Source organism: Tenacibaculum larymnensis (assembly GCF_028829235.1).
GTDB lineage: Bacteria > Bacteroidota > Bacteroidia > Flavobacteriales > Flavobacteriaceae > Polaribacter > Polaribacter larymnensis.
This window is the reverse complement of the sequence record NZ_JAIWJY010000002.1, coordinates 403,558-422,528: the sequence shown is the minus strand read 5'-3', so window position 1 is coordinate 422,528 and position 18,971 is coordinate 403,558. Positions and strand designations below refer to the sequence as shown.

At 33.5% G+C, this 18,971-nt stretch carries 28 protein-coding genes and 1 riboswitch; of the genes, 1 reads left to right on the top strand and 27 read right to left on the bottom strand.

Annotated elements, in window-relative coordinates; translation table 11 throughout:
- Window positions 1-59: 59 nt before the first annotated feature.
- From thiC to LCI24_RS04830, 4 genes are all read right to left on the bottom strand, one after another.
- A complete protein-coding gene (thiC, locus tag LCI24_RS04845; RefSeq protein ID WP_274639404.1) occupies window positions 60-1,919 on the bottom strand; it encodes a phosphomethylpyrimidine synthase ThiC in 1,860 nt (619 codons plus the stop codon).
- Between the two features lie 46 nt (window positions 1,920-1,965).
- Entirely contained in the window at window positions 1,966-2,169 is a 204-nt protein-coding gene (thiS, locus tag LCI24_RS04840) for a sulfur carrier protein ThiS (protein WP_274639403.1), read from the bottom strand.
- Between the two features lie 71 nt (window positions 2,170-2,240).
- Window positions 2,241-2,335, bottom strand: a riboswitch (TPP riboswitch).
- Between the two features lie 95 nt (window positions 2,336-2,430).
- The gene (locus LCI24_RS04835; protein ID WP_274639402.1) at window positions 2,431-3,384 is read right to left on the bottom strand and encodes an arginase; all 954 of its coding nucleotides are present in this window, start codon (window positions 3,382-3,384) and stop codon (window positions 2,431-2,433) included.
- A 63-nt stretch (window positions 3,385-3,447) separates the two neighbouring features.
- Window positions 3,448-4,734: a citrate synthase gene (locus LCI24_RS04830; RefSeq protein WP_121145828.1), complete on the bottom strand. Its 1,287-nt coding sequence runs from the start codon at window positions 4,732-4,734 to the stop codon at window positions 3,448-3,450.
- Window positions 4,735-5,162: 428 nt separating this feature from the next.
- On the opposite strand from LCI24_RS04830, the gene LCI24_RS04825 reads away from it, so the two are divergent.
- Window positions 5,163-6,017, top strand: coding sequence for a neutral zinc metallopeptidase (locus tag LCI24_RS04825; protein WP_274639401.1), 855 nt, complete (start codon window positions 5,163-5,165; stop codon window positions 6,015-6,017).
- 190 nt (window positions 6,018-6,207) lie between these two features.
- Here LCI24_RS04825 and eno read toward each other — a convergent pair whose 3' ends face one another.
- From eno to rplP, 23 genes are all read right to left on the bottom strand, one after another.
- Complete coding sequence (gene eno / locus LCI24_RS04820; RefSeq protein WP_274639400.1) at window positions 6,208-7,497, bottom strand: phosphopyruvate hydratase; 1,290 nt, start codon at window positions 7,495-7,497, stop codon at window positions 6,208-6,210.
- Window positions 7,498-7,607: 110 nt separating this feature from the next.
- Window positions 7,608-8,717 carry a glutamine-hydrolyzing carbamoyl-phosphate synthase small subunit gene (carA, locus tag LCI24_RS04815; RefSeq protein ID WP_274639399.1) on the bottom strand — a complete coding sequence of 370 codons (1,110 nt, stop codon included), beginning with the start codon at window positions 8,715-8,717 and terminating at the stop codon, window positions 7,608-7,610.
- Window positions 8,718-8,814: 97 nt separating this feature from the next.
- Window positions 8,815-9,291, bottom strand: coding sequence for a 50S ribosomal protein L17 (gene rplQ / locus LCI24_RS04810; RefSeq protein WP_047789815.1), 477 nt, complete (start codon window positions 9,289-9,291; stop codon window positions 8,815-8,817).
- 62 nt (window positions 9,292-9,353) lie between these two features.
- Window positions 9,354-10,346: a DNA-directed RNA polymerase subunit alpha gene (locus LCI24_RS04805; RefSeq protein WP_099215313.1), complete on the bottom strand. Its 993-nt coding sequence runs from the start codon at window positions 10,344-10,346 to the stop codon at window positions 9,354-9,356.
- 98 nt (window positions 10,347-10,444) lie between these two features.
- The gene (gene rpsD / locus LCI24_RS04800) at window positions 10,445-11,050 is read right to left on the bottom strand and encodes a 30S ribosomal protein S4 (RefSeq protein WP_099215312.1); all 606 of its coding nucleotides are present in this window, start codon (window positions 11,048-11,050) and stop codon (window positions 10,445-10,447) included.
- Between the two features lie 133 nt (window positions 11,051-11,183).
- Window positions 11,184-11,570, bottom strand: coding sequence for a 30S ribosomal protein S11 (rpsK, locus tag LCI24_RS04795; protein WP_047789818.1), 387 nt, complete (start codon window positions 11,568-11,570; stop codon window positions 11,184-11,186).
- 33 nt (window positions 11,571-11,603) lie between these two features.
- Window positions 11,604-11,969 (bottom strand): 30S ribosomal protein S13, encoded by a 366-nt coding sequence (gene rpsM / locus LCI24_RS04790; protein WP_047789819.1) that lies wholly within the window; start codon window positions 11,967-11,969, stop codon window positions 11,604-11,606.
- Between the two features lie 2 nt (window positions 11,970-11,971).
- Window positions 11,972-12,088 (bottom strand): type B 50S ribosomal protein L36, encoded by a 117-nt coding sequence (ykgO, locus tag LCI24_RS04785; protein ID WP_010181906.1) that lies wholly within the window; start codon window positions 12,086-12,088, stop codon window positions 11,972-11,974.
- 12 nt (window positions 12,089-12,100) lie between these two features.
- Window positions 12,101-12,316 carry a translation initiation factor IF-1 gene (infA, locus tag LCI24_RS04780; RefSeq protein ID WP_024740627.1) on the bottom strand — a complete coding sequence of 72 codons (216 nt, stop codon included), beginning with the start codon at window positions 12,314-12,316 and terminating at the stop codon, window positions 12,101-12,103.
- A 1-nt stretch (window position 12,317) separates the two neighbouring features.
- Window positions 12,318-13,637 (bottom strand): preprotein translocase subunit SecY, encoded by a 1,320-nt coding sequence (secY, locus tag LCI24_RS04775; RefSeq protein ID WP_274639426.1) that lies wholly within the window; start codon window positions 13,635-13,637, stop codon window positions 12,318-12,320.
- Window positions 13,638-13,649: 12 nt separating this feature from the next.
- Window positions 13,650-14,099, bottom strand: coding sequence for a 50S ribosomal protein L15 (gene rplO, locus LCI24_RS04770; protein ID WP_047789821.1), 450 nt, complete (start codon window positions 14,097-14,099; stop codon window positions 13,650-13,652).
- 12 nt (window positions 14,100-14,111) lie between these two features.
- Window positions 14,112-14,294, bottom strand: a complete 183-nt coding sequence (rpmD, locus tag LCI24_RS04765) for a 50S ribosomal protein L30 (protein WP_047789822.1) — start codon at window positions 14,292-14,294, stop codon at window positions 14,112-14,114.
- Window positions 14,295-14,305: 11 nt separating this feature from the next.
- A complete protein-coding gene (gene rpsE, locus LCI24_RS04760) occupies window positions 14,306-14,830 on the bottom strand; it encodes a 30S ribosomal protein S5 (RefSeq protein ID WP_099215310.1) in 525 nt (174 codons plus the stop codon).
- An 8-nt stretch (window positions 14,831-14,838) separates the two neighbouring features.
- Window positions 14,839-15,189, bottom strand: coding sequence for a 50S ribosomal protein L18 (gene rplR, locus LCI24_RS04755; RefSeq protein ID WP_047789824.1), 351 nt, complete (start codon window positions 15,187-15,189; stop codon window positions 14,839-14,841).
- Between the two features lie 18 nt (window positions 15,190-15,207).
- Window positions 15,208-15,753 (bottom strand): 50S ribosomal protein L6, encoded by a 546-nt coding sequence (gene rplF / locus LCI24_RS04750; protein WP_274639398.1) that lies wholly within the window; start codon window positions 15,751-15,753, stop codon window positions 15,208-15,210.
- Between the two features lie 15 nt (window positions 15,754-15,768).
- On the bottom strand, window positions 15,769-16,167 hold the full coding sequence (gene rpsH, locus LCI24_RS04745; RefSeq protein WP_099215307.1) for a 30S ribosomal protein S8: 399 nt from the start codon (window positions 16,165-16,167) through the stop codon (window positions 15,769-15,771).
- 359 nt (window positions 16,168-16,526) lie between these two features.
- A complete protein-coding gene (gene rpsN, locus LCI24_RS04740) occupies window positions 16,527-16,796 on the bottom strand; it encodes a 30S ribosomal protein S14 (RefSeq protein ID WP_028890738.1) in 270 nt (89 codons plus the stop codon).
- A 4-nt stretch (window positions 16,797-16,800) separates the two neighbouring features.
- On the bottom strand, window positions 16,801-17,352 hold the full coding sequence (rplE, locus tag LCI24_RS04735) for a 50S ribosomal protein L5 (protein ID WP_274639397.1): 552 nt from the start codon (window positions 17,350-17,352) through the stop codon (window positions 16,801-16,803).
- A gap of 2 nt (window positions 17,353-17,354) precedes the next feature.
- The gene (gene rplX / locus LCI24_RS04730; RefSeq protein ID WP_274639396.1) at window positions 17,355-17,666 is read right to left on the bottom strand and encodes a 50S ribosomal protein L24; all 312 of its coding nucleotides are present in this window, start codon (window positions 17,664-17,666) and stop codon (window positions 17,355-17,357) included.
- A gap of 14 nt (window positions 17,667-17,680) precedes the next feature.
- Window positions 17,681-18,049, bottom strand: a complete 369-nt coding sequence (rplN, locus tag LCI24_RS04725) for a 50S ribosomal protein L14 (RefSeq protein WP_099215305.1) — start codon at window positions 18,047-18,049, stop codon at window positions 17,681-17,683.
- A 1-nt stretch (window position 18,050) separates the two neighbouring features.
- Window positions 18,051-18,308, bottom strand: coding sequence for a 30S ribosomal protein S17 (gene rpsQ, locus LCI24_RS04720; protein WP_099215304.1), 258 nt, complete (start codon window positions 18,306-18,308; stop codon window positions 18,051-18,053).
- Between the two features lie 18 nt (window positions 18,309-18,326).
- The gene (gene rpmC, locus LCI24_RS04715; RefSeq protein ID WP_028890733.1) at window positions 18,327-18,518 is read right to left on the bottom strand and encodes a 50S ribosomal protein L29; all 192 of its coding nucleotides are present in this window, start codon (window positions 18,516-18,518) and stop codon (window positions 18,327-18,329) included.
- 12 nt (window positions 18,519-18,530) lie between these two features.
- Window positions 18,531-18,962: a 50S ribosomal protein L16 gene (gene rplP / locus LCI24_RS04710; RefSeq protein ID WP_047789830.1), complete on the bottom strand. Its 432-nt coding sequence runs from the start codon at window positions 18,960-18,962 to the stop codon at window positions 18,531-18,533.
- Between the last annotated feature and the right edge of the window lie 9 nt (window positions 18,963-18,971).

Below are 18,971 nucleotides of genomic sequence, written 5' to 3'. Positions count from 1 at the left end.
ATTATGAATTACGAATTTAGAAATTGTCAATTCGTAATTCATAATTCTAAGTTCAGGATTTATAGGTATACTTCTGAACCTTTGTCCTTAAATTCTTTTGATTTTTCTTCCATTCCTTTTGCAAACACTTCATCTCCTTCTACTTTATTCTCAGCTGCAAAATCACGTACTTCTTGTGATATCTTCATAGAACAGAATTTTGGTCCACACATAGAGCAAAAGTGTGCAATTTTAGCTCCCTCTGCAGGTAACGTTTCATCGTGATACTCTCTAGCCAACTCGGGATCTAAACCTAAGTTAAACTGATCTTCCCAACGGAACTCAAAACGAGCTTTACTTAACGCATCATCCCTATGTTGTGCTCCTGGATGTCCCTTGGCTAAATCGGCTGCATGGGCTGCTAATTTATAAGTAACTACTCCGGTACGTACGTCTTCTTTATTTGGTAAACCTAAATGCTCTTTCGGTGTTACATAACATAACATTGCACAACCAAACCAACCTATCATTGCTGCTCCAATACCTGAAGTAATATGATCGTATCCTGGAGCGATATCAGTTGTTAAGGGTCCTAAAGTATAAAACGGAGCTTCATCACAAGCTTCTAATTGTTTAAGCATGTTGGCTTTAATCATGTGCATTGGCACGTGACCTGGACCTTCTATAAAACATTGTACTTCATGCTTACGTGCTATTTGTGTTAACTCTCCTAACGTTTCTAATTCAGCAAACTGTGCTTCATCATTCGCGTCAGCAATTGATCCTGGACGTAAACCATCTCCTAATGAAAAAGCTACATCATAAGCTTTCATGATTTCACAGATTTCTTCAAAATGTGTGTATAAAAAGCTCTCTTTATGGTGTGCCAAACACCATTTTGCCATGATAGATCCTCCTCTAGACACAATTCCTGTAATACGTTTTGCCGTCATAGGTACATAGCGTAAACGAACTCCTGCATGAATGGTAAAATAATCTACTCCCTGCTCTGCTTGTTCTATTAAAGTGTCTCTAAATATTTCCCAAGTTAAATCTTCAGCAACACCATTTACCTTTTCTAAGGCTTGATAAATTGGTACAGTTCCTACTGGCACTGGTGAGTTTCGGATAATCCACTCACGTGTTTCATGAATATTTTTTCCTGTAGATAAATCCATAATATTATCGGCTCCCCAACGACATGCCCAAACAGCTTTTTCTACTTCTTCTTCTATTGATGAGGTTGTGGCTGAATTACCAATATTAGCGTTAATCTTCACCAAGAAATTACGTCCTAAAATCATGGGTTCTGCTTCTGGGTGGTTTATATTTGAAGGAATAACGGCACGTCCTCTAGCGACTTCTTCTCTTACAAACTCTGGGGTGATTTTTGCAGGAATACTAGCTCCGAAATCTTGTCCTGGATGTTGCTCAGATAAACGTGTCATTTCATCTATTCGCTGGTTTTCACGAATCGCAATATATTCCATCTCTGGAGTAATAATTCCTTTTTTAGCATAATGTAACTGTGTTACATTTTGTCCTTTTTTAGCTCTCTTAGGTTTGTGTTTTAAATTGAATCGTAAATGATCTAAGTTTTTATCATTTAATCGTTCGTTACAATACTCCGAAGTAAATTCATTAAGCTCTTCTACATCTCCTCTATCTAAAATCCACTGTTCACGAATACGTTCTAATCCATTATGAATATTAATTTCTTTGTTTGGATCGGTATATGGCCCTGAAGTATCATACACTGTTACAGGTTCGTTTGGTGTTCTTTTTTTAGTCATCGAATCCACAGTGTCGCTCAATTCAATCTCACGCATTGCTACTTTTATCTGTGGATGGATTTTACCTTGAACATATATTTTTTTTGAATTCGGAAACGGTTGCCTTGTTACACCGTTTTGCTTTGGTGCTGTATCTTTTTTCTTCATTTTAGGGTTATTTGTTTATTCTTGTGAATTTTGTTTGCTAAAAATATTAACCTCCTTGTGTAGATTTAATGATTAAAATATTATCATTATTTTGGAGTATACGTGAAGTCCACTCTTCCTTTTTCACTACGTTACTATTAACTGCAATAGCAATACCATTAGTTTTAACTTTTAGCTCATTAACTAAGTCTTCTAACGAAAGTGTCCTAGAAAATTCTTTTTGAGTGTCGTTTACTTTTAAGGTTATCATATAAAACTTATTTTAAAGTAAACTGTAGAAGAAGTTCAGAATCGTTTCTTTAAAATAAAAACGACACTGAATAAAATGTTACAACTTTTCCCTACGCTGGTGTTAACCATATCAGGTTCTAAGGATGTTTCTCAAACTAGCGAACTAGCTACTCCTAAAGTTTACTGAAGCAAATATAAGTGTTTATTTTTCTAAACTCCCTTTATAAAAATAAAAAAGCGAGTATGTACATACTCGCTTTTTTATTTTGTTTTATATTTTTTATAAGGTCTTTACTTTTTTAGTTACTTCTTCAAGTACTTCAAAAGCAGTTTCAGCCATTTTATTTCCTTTGAAATCTAATAACGGATTTACTTCAACAAACTCTACACAAGCTACTTTTTTACTTGCTAATAATCCATTGATAATATTAATGATTTCATACTGATCAAATCCTTTAGGTACAGGTGTTCCTGTTCCATAAGAAATCATATCACAATCCATTGAATCTACATCAAACGACACATAAATAACATCACAATTAGAAAGTTTATCTAAAGCTTCGTTTACACAAACATCTAATCCTCGATAACGAACTTCAGCAACCATATAGTTTTTAATACCATATTTTTCCATTTGTTTGTCTTCTGGCTCTTCTGTATCACGAACCCCAAAGAAAACGATGTCTTCTGGTAAAACTTTTTGTCCTGGAGTACCTATGTTTTTCATACGTTCCCATAACTCTGACGTTTCTCTGTCTACATCATTAATTTGGCAATCTAAATTATCATCTGAAATTGCTGCAGACAAAGGCATACCGTGAATATTTCCAGATGGTGATGTATAAGGTGAATGTAAGTCTCCATGAGCATCAATCCAAACTACTCCAACTCTTTTAGTTGGGTTTGCTGCTTTTACTCCACTTATAGTTCCTAACGCTGAAGAATGATCTCCTGACAAAACTATTGGAAACTTCCCTTCTTGTAAATTAACTTTTACGTGATTGCTTAAACGTTTACATTGATTAAAAACGCTATCAATTCGTTTTGCAAATGAGTTATTTACCTTATTATAAATCGATTCATTTTCTGTAATTACATCTTCAAAATCAAAAGAATCGAAATAATTACTTTTTTTATTTATTGCTGCAATTTCAATTGCATCAACCCCCATATCAGATCCACGAGTTCCTGCTCCAATATCTGATCTGTTTTTGATAATTTTAATTTCTTTCATCATCAGTTATTTTACATAAAAAAAATGTCATTTAATTATTTTAAATGACACTTTTTAAATAGTTTATCTCTTGTCTAATTCTACGAACTCCCTTAAGTTCTCTCCAACGTAAACTTGACGTGGACGACCTATTGGTTCTTTGTTTAAACGCATTTCTCTCCATTGTGCTATCCATCCTGGTAAACGTCCTAAAGCAAACATAACTGTAAACATTTCTACAGGAATTCCCATAGCTCTATAAATAATTCCCGAATAGAAATCTACGTTTGGATATAATTTTCTTTCAACAAAATATGGATCATTTAACGCTTCTTGCTCTAACCCTTTTGCGATATCTAAGATTGGATCTTCAACTCCTAAGTCGTTTAATACTTCGTCAGCTGCCTTTTTAATAATTCTTGCTCTTGGGTCGAAGTTTTTATATACACGGTGTCCGAATCCCATTAAACGGAAAGGGTCGTTTTTATCTTTAGCTTTAGCCATATACTTTTTAGTATCTCCTCCATCTTCTTTAATAGCTTCTAACATTTCAAGTACTGCTTGGTTTGCACCTCCATGTAAAGGTCCCCATAAAGCAGAGATACCTGCAGATAATGATGCAAATAATCCTGCATGAGAAGATCCAACAATACGTACTGTAGATGTAGAACAGTTTTGTTCGTGATCTGCATGTAAGATTAATAACTTATCTAAAGCATCTTTTACTATTGGGTTTAACTCATACTCATCGTTTGGTTTTTGAAACATCATTGTTAAGATATTTTCAACATAACCTAATTTACGAGATCCATAGTTTAATGGCAGTCCTTGCTTCTTACGTAAAGTCCAAGCTACTAATACTGGGAATTTACCCATAATTTTAACGATAGCTTTATACATATCTTCTTCTGAATCAACGTTAACAGAAGATGGATTGAAAGCTGTTAATGCAGACGTTAATGATGATAACACTCCCATTGGATGTGCATTCTTTGGAAATGCATCAATTATTTTTTTGATGTCATCATCAACAATAGCTTCATCTAAGATATCACCATAAAACTTTTCTAATTGTTCCTTAGTTGGTAATTCTCCAAAGATTAAAGCATAAGCAACTTCTAAAAAGTCTGCTTTTTCTGCTAATTCTTCAATTGAATATCCACGGTATCTTAGAATACCTTCTTCACCATTTAAAAATGTTATAGCACTTTGGCATGAACCTGTATTCTTGTATCCTGGGTCTATGGTTATAACTCCATCCGTGACTCCTCTTAAGGCTTTAATATCAATTGCAGTTTCATTTTCTGTTCCTTTTACTAAAGGAAACTCATACGTATTTTCGCCAATTTGTAATTTTGCTATATCTGACATTTTTTAACTATAATTTTTTATGATTGAAGTGAGTTGCGAAGATACCATTTTTTGGATTATTTTGAAAGAGCGAATAGATAGATTTTTAATATAAAAAAATCAATTTATTTTATTCAAAATAAACTAAAACTCACTTATATATAATATAAGGTTTCTATATCTAAAATCTCTTTACTAATTTCTCATACTTTTTCTTCAGCTTTTTAAAATTTACTGAATTACAACACTTTAACCTCTCTTTCAAGAAAACTTCTTTTTAGTTTTTTAGATACATGTTTTTGTTTTAAAAGAAAGGTTAATTAAAATACTTACTTTGCTAAAAAATAACATTATAAAATAAAATGTTAATTTTTTATTATTATTTCATTAATAATCAATAAATGTATACTTTTCAAAAAAATAAATTCAATTCATAAAACCCTTTCACAATGAAAAAATTTCAATTTATTATTGCATTATTATGCATATCATTTCTTACTGTACAATGTACCCAAGAAGAAAATAACCTTACAAATGACAATGCTCCTACAGGTATTAGTTCACCAAGTATGCTAAATGTTAACGACGCTGATCACTACACAGTTGATGGTTTTGGTCCAAATTCTTATTGGGCTGAATATATAGTTAATCAATCTACTACTAATTTTTTAAAGACTGAACACAACGAAGCTGCAAGCTTTTTTGGAATGGGTAATGTACCTTTATATTTAGCAGGTGGTGACGGAACTTTCAATGCTCTTTCTTTTTCAAACGGTTATATTGTTTGGGGAGAGGAATTGTTAGCAAGTGCTTTAAATTATGGTAATGCTGCCATTGCATACGTTGCTGCACATGAAATGGGACATCAGGTACAATTTAGAGATAATACTATACCTAGTGGTAATCATGTAAGTGCTACTGAATTAGAAGCTGATGGATTTGGAGGATATTTTATCCGAAGAACTTATACTAGTAACTGGAATACTGCTGCTAGTGCTTATAATTTTTCACAAACTTTAGCTGGACCTAATGGAAGTTCTCACGGTACTGCTTCTCAAAGAAGATCTGCTTTTAGATTAGGATATTTATTAGGAGACAACGGAACTTATAGCAACAGAAATTTTGACAGAAACTTTTTTTACTACTATGACTATTATGTTGTAGGTGGTAGACTAAAATTAGAATTAAAAAAGCCAGCGTCTATAGAACAAAGTCAACATGAGAATATTGTTGCTCACCTAGAAGAATTACATAAAATTTATACAGGTGAAATTTCAGAAGATGAATTCTTAAACTTAAACTAAAAAACAACTAACTAAATAATTACGAATTGAATTTAAAAGGCTGTCTTAAAATGTAAAGACAGCCTTTATTTTAATAACTATTATAAGTCTAATTAGTCTTCAATCTGATTTTTTTAATCTTTTTTACCATTTTATAACTAAAAAAAGCCCGTACTTTATGTACGAGCTTTAAAAACTATATTAAAAAGTATTATTTTACTTTAAATGCTTTTTCTTGCGGATAATAAGCTACATCCGCTAATTCTTCTTCAATACGTAATAATTGATTGTATTTTGCCATACGATCTGAACGTGAAGCTGAACCTGTTTTAATTTGCCCACAATTTAATGCTACTGCTAAATCTGCAATGGTATTATCTTCTGTTTCTCCTGAGCGGTGACTCATTACAGAAGTATACCCTGCATTATGTGCCATGTTTACTGCTGCAATTGTTTCTGTTAAGGTACCAATTTGATTTACTTTAATTAAAATTGAATTTGCAATACCATTTTCAATTCCTTTTGACAAGCGCTCAACATTAGTAACAAATAAATCGTCTCCTACTAACTGAACTTTATTTCCTACTTTGTCTGTTAACATTTTCCATCCATCCCAATCATTTTCATCCATTCCGTCTTCAATAGAAATAATAGGGTACTTTTCACATAACTCTGCTAAATAAGTTGCTTGCTCTTCAGAAGTTCTAACAGCTCCTTTATCTCCTTCAAACTTGGTGTAGTCGTATTTTCCGTCTACATAAAATTCAGCTGAAGCACAATCTAATGCAATCATAACTTCTTCTCCAAATTTATACCCTGCATTTTTAGTTGCTAAAGCAATAGTTTCAATAGCGTCTTCAGTTCCTTCTAAAGTTGGAGCAAAACCTCCTTCATCACCTACTGCTGTAGACAAGTTACGATCATGTAAAACTTTCTTTAAATTATGGAAAATTTCAGAACCAACCTGCATTGCTTCTGTAAAGTTTTGGGCTTTTACTGGCATCACCATAAATTCTTGGAATGCAATTGGTGCATCTGAATGCGAACCTCCATTGATGATGTTCATCATAGGAACTGGTAATGTATTTGCTGAAACTCCACCAACGTATCTATATAAAGGTAATCCTAATTCATTTGCTGCTGCTTTTGCTGCTGCTAATGAAACACCTAAAATAGCATTTGCTCCTAAAACCGATTTATTTGGAGTTCCATCTAAATCAATCATTAATTGATCGATCATGTTTTGTTCAAATACTGATACTCCTAATAACTCTTGTGCTATAACAGTGTTTACGTTTTCAACTGCCTTTAGTACACCTTTCCCCATATAGCTATCACCTCCATCACGTAACTCAACAGCTTCATGTTCTCCTGTAGAAGCTCCTGATGGTACCGCAGCTCTACCAACAACACCGTTTTCAGTGGTTACATCTACTTCAACTGTTGGATTTCCTCTTGAATCAAAAATTTGACGTGCATGGATGTTTATTATGATACTCATAGTGTTTATTTTTTTTCTCTTAAACTAGGCTAAGAATGGTGTGAAATTTATTTTTAATTATAGATTCCCGTGAATATTAGTTCACGGGAATTTCTTTATTTTTTATTTATTTAAGCTTTTACTTTTTTGATATTTTCTATAAACTGATCAAATAAGTATTCTGCATCATGTGGCCCTGGACTTGCTTCTGGGTGGTATTGTACTGAAAATACATTTTTAGACTTCATTCTAATACCTGCTACCGTGTTATCATTTAAGTGTACATGTGTAATTTCAACATCAGGATGCGCTTCTGTTTCTTCTCTATTGATAGCAAAACCATGGTTTTGAGAAGTAATTTCTCCTTTTCCTGTCAATAAGTTTTTAACAGGATGATTAATTCCTCTATGACCGTTGTGCATTTTATATGTTGAAATACCATTAGCTAACGCTATAACTTGATGCCCTAAACAGATTCCGAACAATGGTAAATCTTTATCTATAATTTCTTTAGCTGTCTTTTGAGCTTCTTCTAAAGGTTCAGGATCTCCAGGCCCATTAGAAATAAAGTATCCATCTGGATTAAAGTCGCTCATTTGTTCGAAACTTACATTGTATGGATATACTTTAATGTATACTCCTCTTTTTGCTAAATTTCGTAAGATATTTTTCTTAATACCTATATCTAGGGCTGATATTTTAATTGGAGCATTTTCATCACCTACAAAATAAGGTTCTTTAGTTGATACCTTAGAAGCTAATTCTAATCCTTCCATATTAGGAATCTCAGCTAGTTGCTTCTTTAACTCGTCTATTTTATCTACTTCAGTTGAAATAATAGCATTCATAGCTCCATTTTCTCTAATGTAAGATACTAACGCACGTGTATCAACATCTGAAATGGCAACTAAATTATGCTTTTCAAACCAGTCAAATAAATTTCCGTCAGAATCTACACGAGAGTGTGTAAAACTAAAGTTACGACAAATTAAACCTGAAATTTTTATTCCGTCTGATTCTACTTCTTCATTATTAACTCCGTAATTACCAATATGAGCGTTGGTAGCTACCATTAATTGTCCGAAATAAGAAGGGTCTGTAAAAATTTCTTGGTATCCTGTCATACCGGTATTAAAACAAATTTCTCCTGTTGCGGTTCCCTCTATCCCAATAGATTTACCGTAGAAAATAGTTCCGTCTGCTAATAAAACTAATGCTTTTTTACGTGTTTGATATTTCATTTAGTGGTGTTGTGTAATTTGTTTGCAAAAATATATAAAAAAAGGGACAAACATTAAATGTTTATCCCTTTGATATAATTTATAAAAATTCTCATTTTTATTCTTCTTCTTGTGAAGTTTGAGTTTCAACAGCTGCAGCTTCAGTTTTCTTCGCTCCACCACGACGGCTACGACGAGTACTCTTTTTAGCTTTGTTTCCTTTTGGATTGTATAACTCGTTGTAATCAACTAATTCTACCATTGCCATAGGAGCGTTATCTCCTTGACGGTTTCCTAACTTGATAATACGAACATATCCTCCTGGTCTGTCTGCTACTTTTACAGAAATTTCTTTGAATAATTCTGTAACAGCTTCCTTGCTACGTAAGTAACTAAATACTACACGACGGTTGTGAGTTGTATCGTCTTTAGATTTTGTAATTAAAGGCTCTACAAACTTACGTAAAGCTTTCGCTTTAGCTTCAGTAGTATTAATTCGCTTGTGCTCGATTAAAGAACAAGCCATGTTAGATAACATCGCTTTTCTATGCGCTGTTTTTCTTCCTAAATGATTAAATTTCTTTCCGTGTCTCATGACATTTGGTTTTAGCTCTCATCTTGCTACTACTCTATTTTAGAGGAGCAAACTATGAAAGGTTAATCTTTATCTAATTTGTATTTGCTTAAATCCATTCCGAAACTTAAACCTTTGTTAGCCACTAACTCATCTAATTCAGTTAATGATTTTTTACCAAAGTTTCTGAACTTCATTAAATCGCTTTTGTTGAATGATACTAAGTCTCCTAAAGTATCTACTTCTGCAGCTTTTAAACAGTTTAAAGCACGAACAGATAAATCCATATCAACTAATTTCGTCTTTAATAACTGACGCATGTGTAATGATTCTTCATCATATGTTTCAGTTTGTGCGATTTCATCAGCCTCTAAAGTGATACGCTCATCAGAGAATAACATAAAGTGGTGGATTAAAATCTTAGCCGCTTCAGTTAAGGCATCTTTAGGATTGATAGATCCATCAGTATCGATATCGAAAACTAATTTTTCGTAATCGGTCTTTTGCTCTACACGGAAATTTTCAACAGCATATTTTACATTCTTTATAGGAGTGTAAATAGAATCTGTAAAAATTGTTCCTAAAGGAGCACCAGCTCTTTTGTTTTCTTCTGCTGGTACAAAACCTCTACCTTTTTCAATGGTAATTTCAGCATTTAACGTTACCGATTTATCCATGTTACAAATTACTAAATCTGGATTTAGTACTTGGAAACCTGAAATGAACTTTTGTAAGTCACCAGCTGTTAATTGCTCTTGTCCTGATATTGCTATAGAAACTGTTTCTCTATCTGATTCTTCAATCTGCTTCTTAAAACGTACTTGTTTTAAGTTTAAGATAATCTCAGTTACATCTTCTACAACACCTTGAATTGTTGAAAACTCATGATCAACTCCGTCAATACGTAATGATGTAATGGCAAATCCTTCAAGAGAAGATAATAATACTCTTCTTAAAGCGTTACCAACTGTTAATCCAAAACCTGGTTCAAGAGGTCTGAACTCGAATCTTCCTGAAAAATCAGTAGATTCAATCATTATTACTTTATCAGGCTTTTGAAAATTTAAAATTGCCATATTTTTTTCTTCGTTTTAATTGTTATCCAGTTGCGCGGTTTATAAGTGTGAAGAAATACGAATAAACCCTTTGGCTGAATACCAATATTATTAATTTATTACTTAGAGTATAATTCTACGATTAACTGCTCTTTGATATTCTCAGGAATTTGTAATCTTTCTGGTACTTTTACAAATGTTCCAGATTTTTGATCAGCGTTCCAAGTTAACCATTCGTAAACATTGCTATTAGCTGCTAAAGCATTTTCAATAGCTTCTAACGACTTAGATTTTTCTCTTACTGCTACTACATCTCCCTCTTTTAATCTATAAGATGGAATGTTAACGATATCTCCGTTAACTGTAATGTGACGGTGAGATACTAACTGACGTGCAGCTCTACGTGAATTAGCAACACCTAAACGGTATACTACGTTATCTAAACGAGATTCACATAATTGTAATAAGATTTCACCTGTTACTCCTTGAGAAGCTGATGCTTTTTTGAAAAGGTTACGGAACTGACGCTCTAAAATACCATAAGTATATTTAGCTTTTTGCTTCTCCATTAACTGGATTGCATATTCAGATTTTTTACCTCTTCTTTTACCAACTCCATGTTGTCCTGGAGGGTAGTTTCTTTTTTCGAAGTTCTTGTCGTCTCCGAAAATTGCCTCGCCAAACTTACGAGCAATCTTAGTTTTTGGTCCTGTATATCTTGCCATTTCTAATAAAAATTAGTAGGGATTATGAATTAAGGCTTACTCCTTCGATAATCTTTAAATCCTACTGTGTTAAAATACTTGTTTTTTGCGCACGAAAGTACGCTAAATAAAGTATAAGTTGAATTAATTCAACTTATACTCTTCTTCTTTTAGGTGGACGACATCCGTTGTGAGGAATTGGAGTAACATCAATGATTTCTGTTACCTCGATACCTGAATTGTGGATAGATCTGATTGCAGATTCTCTACCGTTACCTGGTCCTTTAACGTACACTTTTACTTTACGTAAACCTGCTTCTTTAGCAACGTTTGCACAATCTTCTGCCGCTAACTGAGCTGCGTAAGGAGTGTTCTTTTTAGAACCTCTGAAGCCCATTTTCCCTGCAGATGACCAAGAAATAACGTCACCTTTTTTGTTTGTTAAAGAAATAATAATATTGTTGAAAGATGCAGTTACGTGTGCTTCACCAACTGACTCTATTACAACTTTACGTTTTTTTGTTACTTTAGACTTTGCCATAATTCTTTACTATTAGTAAAAAATAATCAATGATTATTTTTTCTTGTTAGCTACAGTTTTTCTCTTACCTTTTCTTGTACGAGAGTTATTCTTTGTTCTTTGTCCACGTAATGGTAAACCAAGTCTGTGACGAATACCTCTTTGACATCCGATGTCCATTAAACGTTTAATGCTTAATTGAACTTCAGAACGTAACTCACCTTCAATAGTGTAAGTTCCAACTTGCTCACGAATTGCTGCAATTTGATCATCAGTCCAGTCTTGAACTTTGATACTTTCATCTATATTGGCAGCTGCTAAAACTTCTTTAGCTCTGCTTCTTCCTATACCAAAGATGTAAGTTAAAGCGATAACACCTCTTTTATTCTTTGGAATATCTATACCTGCGATTCTTGCCATAACTACCCTTGTCTTTGTTTAAATCTAGGATTCTTTTTGTTAATTACATATAATCTGCCTTTTCTGCGTACAATTTTGCAGTCGGCACTTCTTTTCTTTAATGATGCTCTTACTTTCATCAGTGTGTGTTTTTAATATCTGTAAGTAATTCTTGCCTTTGATAAATCATACGGACTCATTTCTAACTTTACCTTATCTCCTGGTAATAGTTTGATATAATGCATACGCATTTTTCCTGAAATGTGAGCCGTAACAATATGTCCGTTCTCTAATTCTACTCGAAACATTGCATTTGATAATGCTTCTGTAATGGTTCCGTCTTGTTGAATTGCTGGTTGTTTAGCCATATTATTTTAATGATTTTCTGTTACTGTTACCTGTTTTCATTAAACCATCATAACGACTGTTTAATAAATACGAGTTTATTTGCTGAATAGTGTCTATTGCAACTCCTACCATAATGATTAATGATGTTCCTCCATAAAACATTGCCCAGTTTTGAGTAACTCCAAACTTTACAATAATTGCTGGTAAAATAGATAAAGCTGCTAAGAAAATAGATCCTGGTAATGTAATTTTCGACAATACTGAATCTAAGAAATTAGCTGTTTCTTCACCTGGCTTATAACCTGGAACAAAACCATTACTTCTCTTTAAATCTTCCGCCATTTTATTTGTTGGAATAGTAATAGCTGTATAAAAGTAACTAAAGACAATAATTAATAAAGCAAATATAACGTTATACCATAAACCGTTTATATCAGTTAAACTGTTTAATGCTGGGTATTTTTGCCCTAATGCTATTGGTAAAAACATAATAGCTTGTGCAAAGATAATTGGCATTACTCCAGCTGCATTCAATTTTAAAGGAATGTACTGTCTTGCGCCATCAACATCTTTAATGTTTGTAACTGCTGTACGACGTGCGTATTGAACGGCTACTTTACGTACTGCTGTAACTAATAATACGGTTAACAAGATTACTACAAACCAAACTATTAATTCGATTAAAATCATCATAATTCCTCCAGCACCTGCAGTTTGCTTTGAAACTAATTCTTGTATGAATGCTGCTGGGAAGTTTGCTATAATACCTACGGTAATTAATAATGATATTCCATTACCAACTCCTTTATCAGTAATACGCTCTCCTAACCACATTGCAAAAATTGTTCCTGCACTTAAAAGAATGATAGATGATACCCAAAATGTTGCTCCTGTTACTAAGAATGCTTCTTGCGGTAAACCCATTTGATTTTGGATTACTCCAATATAGGTTGGCGCCTGAAACAATGTAATAGCAATTGTAAGCCATCTTGTTATTTGCGTAATCTTCTTACGTCCACTTTCTCCATCTTTTTGTAGTTTTTGCAAATATGGTACTGCGATTCCCATTAACTGAACTACAATAGATGCAGAAATATAAGGCATTATACCAAGTGCCATTACTGACGCTCTAGCAAATGCCCCACCTGTAAATGCGTTTAATAAACCTAAAAGTCCACTGTCAGTACTGTCTTTTAATGCTGCTAACTGAGTAGGATCAATTCCTGGTAATGGAACTGCTGCCATGAAACGGTAAACAGCGATTAAACCTAAGGTTAAAAGTAATTTCTCTTTTAACTCTTCAATCTTCCAAATGTCTTTTAAAGTATTTATAAAATTCATCATTTACAATTCTTATAATGTTACTGCTTCACCTCCTGCTGCTTCGATAGCTGCTTTAGCTGATGCTGTAAATTTATGTACAGTTATATTTAATTTAGCTTTTAACTCTCCACCACCTAATATTTTTACTAAGTCGTTTTTACGAGCTAATCTGTTTTCTACTAAAACATCTAAATTTACTGTATCTGTTATCTTTCCGTTATCTACTAATGATTGTAACTTGTCTAAATTTACACCAACATATTCTTTACGATTAATGTTAGTGAAACCAAATTTAGGCACACGTCTTTGAAGTGGCATTTGTCCTCCTTCAAATCCTATTTTACGAGAATAACCAGAACGAGATTTAGCTCCTTTATGTCCTCTTGTAGAGGTACCTCCGTGACCAGAACCTTCTCCACGAGCGATTCTTTTACCGCTTTTTGTAGATCCTGCTGCTGGTTTTAAGTTGTGTAAACTCATCTTTATATTGTCTTATTTAATTTCTTCAACAGAAACTAAGTGTGAAACTTTACTTACCATACCCAAAATTGTAGCTGATGCTTCATGTTCTACAGTTTGGTTCATTTTACGTAAACCTAACGCCTCTAACGTTCTTTTTTGATTTTTAAGGCGACCGATTTGACTTTTTACTTGTGTAACTCTAATTTTACTCATCGTCTTAAATTTTAACCGTTAAAAACTTTCTCTAAAGATATACCTCTTTGCTTAGCAATAGTAGCAGCACTACGTAATTGTAATAAAGCATCAAAAGTTGCTTTTACTACGTTGTGAGGGTTTGATGATCCTTGAGACTTTGATAATACGTCTTTAATACCTACAGCTTCTAATACTAAACGTACAGCACCCCCAGCAATAACCCCGGTACCGTGTGAAGCAGGCTTGATGAATACTTTCGCTCCACCAAATTTACCTTTTTGTTCGTGCGGTAATGTTCCTTCTAAAATAGGGATACGTACTAAATTTTTCTTTGCATCTTCTACTGCTTTAGCAATTGCAGAAGAAACATCTTTAGACTTTCCTAATCCGTGACCTACAACACCGTTACCATCTCCAACTACTACGATTGCAGAGAATCCGAATGCTCTACCTCCTTTAGTTACTTTGGTAACACGTTGTACACCTACTAATTTATCTACAAGCTCTAATCCGCTTGGTTTTACTCTTTCTACGTTTTTATATCCTAACATAATATAATTTCTTAAAATTTTAAACCAGCTTCTCTTGCAGCGTCTGCTAATACTTTAACTCTTCCGTGGTATAAATATCCGTTACGGTCAAAAGCAACAGTATCAACACCAGCCTTTACAGCTTTTTCAGCAATAGCTTTACCTACAGCTGTAGCCGCTTCTGCTTTAGAACTAGATGTAATTTCTTTATCTCTTGATGATGCAGATGCTAATGTAACACCAGCAACGTCATCGATTAACTGAGCATAGATTTCTTTGTTACTTCTGAAAACTGATAATCTTGGTTTTTCAGCTGTTCCTGTAACAATCTTTCTAATTCTATGCTTAATTCGTTGTCTTCTTTCAAGCTTTGATAATGCCATAATAATTTCTCTTATTTATTATGCAGATTTACCTGCTTTTCTTCTTAATACTTCTCCTACAAACTTAATTCCTTTTCCTTTGTAAGGTTCTGGCTTACGGAATGAACGAATTTTTGCTGCAACTTGACCAACTAATTGCTTGTCATGTGAAGTTAATTTTACGATTGGATTCTTACCTTTTTCAGATACTGTTTCAACCTTAACTTCTGGAGCTAAATCTATTACAATATTGTGAGAGAAACCTAAGGCTAAATCTAACTTTTGTCCTTGGTTAGATGCTCTATAACCAACACCTACTAACTCTAACTCTTTAGTAAATCCTTTGCTTACACCTTCAACCATATTATTGATTAAAGCACGGTATAAACCATGTGCAGCTCTATGATCTTTACTTTCTGATGGTCTCTCTAAAGTGATAGTACCATCTTCAACTTTTACAGTAATTCCAGACTTAATTTCTTGAGTTAACTCTCCTAATTTTCCTTTTACTGTAACCACATTTCCGTCTACTTTTACTTCAACACCTTGTGGCAATGCGATTGGATTCTTTCCTATTCTACTCATCTTACAAAATGTTTTTTAGTAAACGTAACATAATACTTCTCCACCAACGTTCTCTTGTCTTGCTTTTTTGTTTGTCATTACACCTTTTGATGTAGAAACAATAGCAATACCTAATCCGTTTAATACTCTTGGCATTTCTTTAGCGCCAACGTATCTACGTAAACCTGGTGTTGAAATTCTTTGAATCTTTCTGATTACTGATTCTTTCGTGTCACGATCGTATTTTAAAGCTATCTTAATAGTCCCTTGAACTTTATCTTCATTGAACTGATAACTTAAAATGTAACCTTGATCGAACAAAATCTTCGTCATTTCCTTCTTCAACTTTGAAGCAGGAACTTCAACTACTCTGTGATTTGCTGCAATAGCATTTCTCACTCGAGTAAGAAAATCCGCGATTGGATCTGTATACATAGTTAATTAATTTTCGGTTTTGGTTTTTAGCATCTTTACAAATACTAAACCTGAAACCAGTTAATATTTATTTAATTGTTTTTTGGGTAAAATCTCGTAGGCATTATACTGTTTCATTAGTATTTACTTACAAGGCATAATTTACCCTATAAAAACAGTGTGCAAATATACATAAACTTTTTAAAAATCAAACCTTTTTAATCATTATCATTTTTAGTATCAAAATATTACGTTTTTATAAGTCTATATTAAACTAAAATGAAGTTTAAATATTTAGCGGTTACAACTTTATATTAAACACAAAAGGCGTATAACTTTTTATTGTTATACACCTTTTGTTTACATATTTAAAGAGCTGTTTACCAGCTTGCTTTTTTTACTCCTGGAATTAATCCTTGGTTAGCCATTTCACGGAAAGTAACACGTGAAATTCCGAACTGACGCATATATCCTTTAGGACGTCCAGTTAGTTTACAACGGTTGTGCATTCTAATTGGTGATGCGTTTTTTGGTAACTTTTGTAATGCTTCATAGTCTCCAGCTTCTTTTAAAGCTTTTCTCTTTTCTGCATACTTTGCAACCATTTTAGCTCTTTTGCGCTCACGCGCTTTCATTGATTCTTTAGCCATCTTATTAATTCTTTTTAAATGGTAATCCTAATTCTCCTAATAATGATTTAGCTTCTTTATCAGTGTTTGCAGATGTTACAAATGTAATATCCATACCACTAATTTTTTTCACTTGATCAATATTAATCTCTGGGTAGATGATTTGTTCAGTAATTCCTAAGTTGTAATTACCTCTACCATCAAAACCATTTGCTTTGATACCGTTAAAGTCTCTTACACGTGGTAAAGAAGCTGTAACTAATCTATCTAAAAATTCATACATTTTGTCTCCTCTTAACGTAACCTTTGCACCAATTGGCATTCCTTTACGTAATTTGAAGTTTGCAACGTCTTTCTTAGAGATTGTAGATACTGCTTTTTGACCTGTAATAGTAGTTAACTCGTCAATAGCGTATTCTATTAATTTCTTATCTGCTATAGCTGCACCAACACCTTTACTTACAACGATTTTTTGTAATTTAGGTACTTGCATTACATTGCTATAACCAAATTCATCAGTAAGAGCTTTGATAACTCTGCTCTTGTACTCTTCTCTTAATCTTGGTACGTAACTCATTGTTATATTGCTTTATCTGATTTTTTTGATACTCTTACTTTCTTATCATCTCCTTCAACTTTATATCCTACTCTAACAGCTTCACCGTTTTCGGTTAATGCTACGTTTGATATATGTAATGGAGCTTCTTTCTTTACAATTCCTCCTTGTGGATTAGCAGCACTTGGCTTAGTGTGTTTAGACACCATATTTACACCTTCTACTACTACTCTATCCTTATCTTTAAGAATTTGTAAAACTTTTCCTTCAGATCCTTTGTGATCTCCTGCTATAACTTTAACAGTATCTCCTGATTTAATTTTAAATTTTTTCATTTTAAAATCTGATTTTATAACACCTCAGGTGCTAATGATACTATTTTCATAAATTGTTTCTCACGTAATTCACGAGCCACAGGTCCGAATACACGAGTTCCTCTCATTTCCTCAGTAGGATTTAAAAGTACACAAGCATTATCATCAAATCTGATATATGATCCGTCTTTACGTCTAACTTCTTTCTTAGTACGAACAACAACTGCACGAGATACTTGACCTTTCTTTACAGTTCCGTTTGGAGTTGCAGATTTTACCGATACTACGATTTTATCTCCAACGCTAGCGTAACGCTTTTTTGTTCCTCCTAAAACTCTAATCACTAAAACTTCTTTTGCTCCAGTGTTATCTGCGACTTTTAATCTTGATTCTGTCTGTAACATATTATTTAGCTCTTTCTAGGATTTCTACTAATCTCCAACGCTTAGATTTACTCATAGGACGTGTTTCCATGATCCTTACAGTATCACCTTCGTTGCAATCGTTATTCTCGTCATGTGCAACGTACTTCTTAGTCTTCAATACGAACTTTCCGTACATTGGGTGCTTTACTCTTTTTACCTCGTTTACAACGATAGACTTCTCCATCTTGTTACTAGATACTACACCGATTCTCTCTTTTCTAAGATTTCTTTTTTCCATCTTTAAAACTGACTAGAATTATTGTAATTCTCTTTTAGTTAACTCTGTAGCAATTCTTGCTACAGTTTTTCTTAAGCTACGTAACTCTAATGGATTTTCCAATGGAGTTATGGCGTGAGCCATCTTAAGATCAGTATAATTTTTCTTCAACGCCCCTAGCTTTTCTTGTAAGTCAGCTGTTGATAATTCTTTAATTTCTGATTGTTTCATGATCTAATAGAATTAAGCGTTATAATCAAAATCTCTTGCTATTACAAACTTCGTTTTTACAGGAAGTTTTTGCGCTGCTAAACGTAAAGCTTCTTTTGCTACTTCCATTGGTACACCACCAATTTCAAACAAAATTCTACCTGGTTTTACAACTGCTACAAAGTGGTCTGGTGCTCCTTTACCTTTACCCATACGTACCTCTAACGGTTTCTTTGTTATTGGTTTGTCTGGGAAAATTTTAATCCAAAGTTGCCCCTCTCTTTTCATATAACGAGTTGCCGCAATACGAGCTGCCTCAATTTGACGAGAGGTAAGTAAGTTCTGGTCTAATGATTTGATACCAAACATTCCGTTAGAAAGTTGAGTACCTCTACCAGAGTTACCTTTCATATTTCCTTTCGCCTTCTGTACCTTACGGTATTTTACTCTTTTTGGCTGTAACATTGTTAATTT

Bases quoted from the DNA above. Each gene is read 5' to 3' on its own strand.
- thiC (WP_274639404.1), bottom strand. From the start codon at position 1,919: ATGAAGAAAAAAGATACAGCACCAAAGCAAAACGGTGTAACAAGGCAA.
- thiS (WP_274639403.1), bottom strand. From the start codon at position 2,169: ATGATAACCTTAAAAGTAAACGACACTCAAAAAGAATTTTCTAGGACA.
- LCI24_RS04835 (WP_274639402.1), bottom strand. From the start codon at position 3,384: ATGAAAGAAATTAAAATTATCAAAAACAGATCAGATATTGGAGCAGGA.
- LCI24_RS04830 (WP_121145828.1), bottom strand. From the start codon at position 4,734: ATGTCAGATATAGCAAAATTACAAATTGGCGAAAATACGTATGAGTTT.
- LCI24_RS04825 (WP_274639401.1), top strand. From the start codon at position 5,163: ATGAAAAAATTTCAATTTATTATTGCATTATTATGCATATCATTTCTT.
- eno (WP_274639400.1), bottom strand. From the start codon at position 7,497: ATGAGTATCATAATAAACATCCATGCACGTCAAATTTTTGATTCAAGA.
- carA (WP_274639399.1), bottom strand. From the start codon at position 8,717: ATGAAATATCAAACACGTAAAAAAGCATTAGTTTTATTAGCAGACGGA.
- rplQ (WP_047789815.1), bottom strand. From the start codon at position 9,291: ATGAGACACGGAAAGAAATTTAATCATTTAGGAAGAAAAACAGCGCAT.
- LCI24_RS04805 (WP_099215313.1), bottom strand. From the start codon at position 10,346: ATGGCAATTTTAAATTTTCAAAAGCCTGATAAAGTAATAATGATTGAA.
- rpsD (WP_099215312.1), bottom strand. From the start codon at position 11,050: ATGGCAAGATATACAGGACCAAAAACTAAGATTGCTCGTAAGTTTGGC.
- rpsK (WP_047789818.1), bottom strand. From the start codon at position 11,570: ATGGCAAAGTCTAAAGTAACAAAAAAACGTAAAGTTGTAATAGAGTCA.
- rpsM (WP_047789819.1), bottom strand. From the start codon at position 11,969: ATGGCAAGAATCGCAGGTATAGATATTCCAAAGAATAAAAGAGGTGTT.
- ykgO (WP_010181906.1), bottom strand. From the start codon at position 12,088: ATGAAAGTAAGAGCATCATTAAAGAAAAGAAGTGCCGACTGCAAAATT.
- infA (WP_024740627.1), bottom strand. From the start codon at position 12,316: ATGGCTAAACAACCAGCAATTCAACAAGACGGAACCATTACAGAAGCA.
- secY (WP_274639426.1), bottom strand. From the start codon at position 13,637: ATGAATTTTATAAATACTTTAAAAGACATTTGGAAGATTGAAGAGTTA.
- rplO (WP_047789821.1), bottom strand. From the start codon at position 14,099: ATGAGTTTACACAACTTAAAACCAGCAGCAGGATCTACAAAAAGCGGT.
- rpmD (WP_047789822.1), bottom strand. From the start codon at position 14,294: ATGAGTAAAATTAGAGTTACACAAGTAAAAAGTCAAATCGGTCGCCTT.
- rplR (WP_047789824.1), bottom strand. From the start codon at position 15,189: ATGGCATTATCAAAGCTTGAAAGAAGACAACGAATTAAGCATAGAATT.
- rplF (WP_274639398.1), bottom strand. From the start codon at position 15,753: ATGAGTAGAATAGGAAAGAATCCAATCGCATTGCCACAAGGTGTTGAA.
- rpsH (WP_099215307.1), bottom strand. From the start codon at position 16,167: ATGTATACAGATCCAATCGCGGATTTTCTTACTCGAGTGAGAAATGCT.
- rpsN (WP_028890738.1), bottom strand. From the start codon at position 16,796: ATGGCTAAAGAATCAATGAAAGCGCGTGAGCGCAAAAGAGCTAAAATG.
- rplE (WP_274639397.1), bottom strand. From the start codon at position 17,352: ATGAGTTACGTACCAAGATTAAGAGAAGAGTACAAGAGCAGAGTTATC.
- rplX (WP_274639396.1), bottom strand. From the start codon at position 17,666: ATGAAAAAATTTAAAATTAAATCAGGAGATACTGTTAAAGTTATAGCA.
- rplN (WP_099215305.1), bottom strand. From the start codon at position 18,049: ATGTTACAGACAGAATCAAGATTAAAAGTCGCAGATAACACTGGAGCA.
- rpsQ (WP_099215304.1), bottom strand. From the start codon at position 18,308: ATGGAAAAAAGAAATCTTAGAAAAGAGAGAATCGGTGTAGTATCTAGT.
- rpmC (WP_028890733.1), bottom strand. From the start codon at position 18,518: ATGAAACAATCAGAAATTAAAGAATTATCAACAGCTGACTTACAAGAA.
- rplP (WP_047789830.1), bottom strand. From the start codon at position 18,962: ATGTTACAGCCAAAAAGAGTAAAATACCGTAAGGTACAGAAGGCGAAA.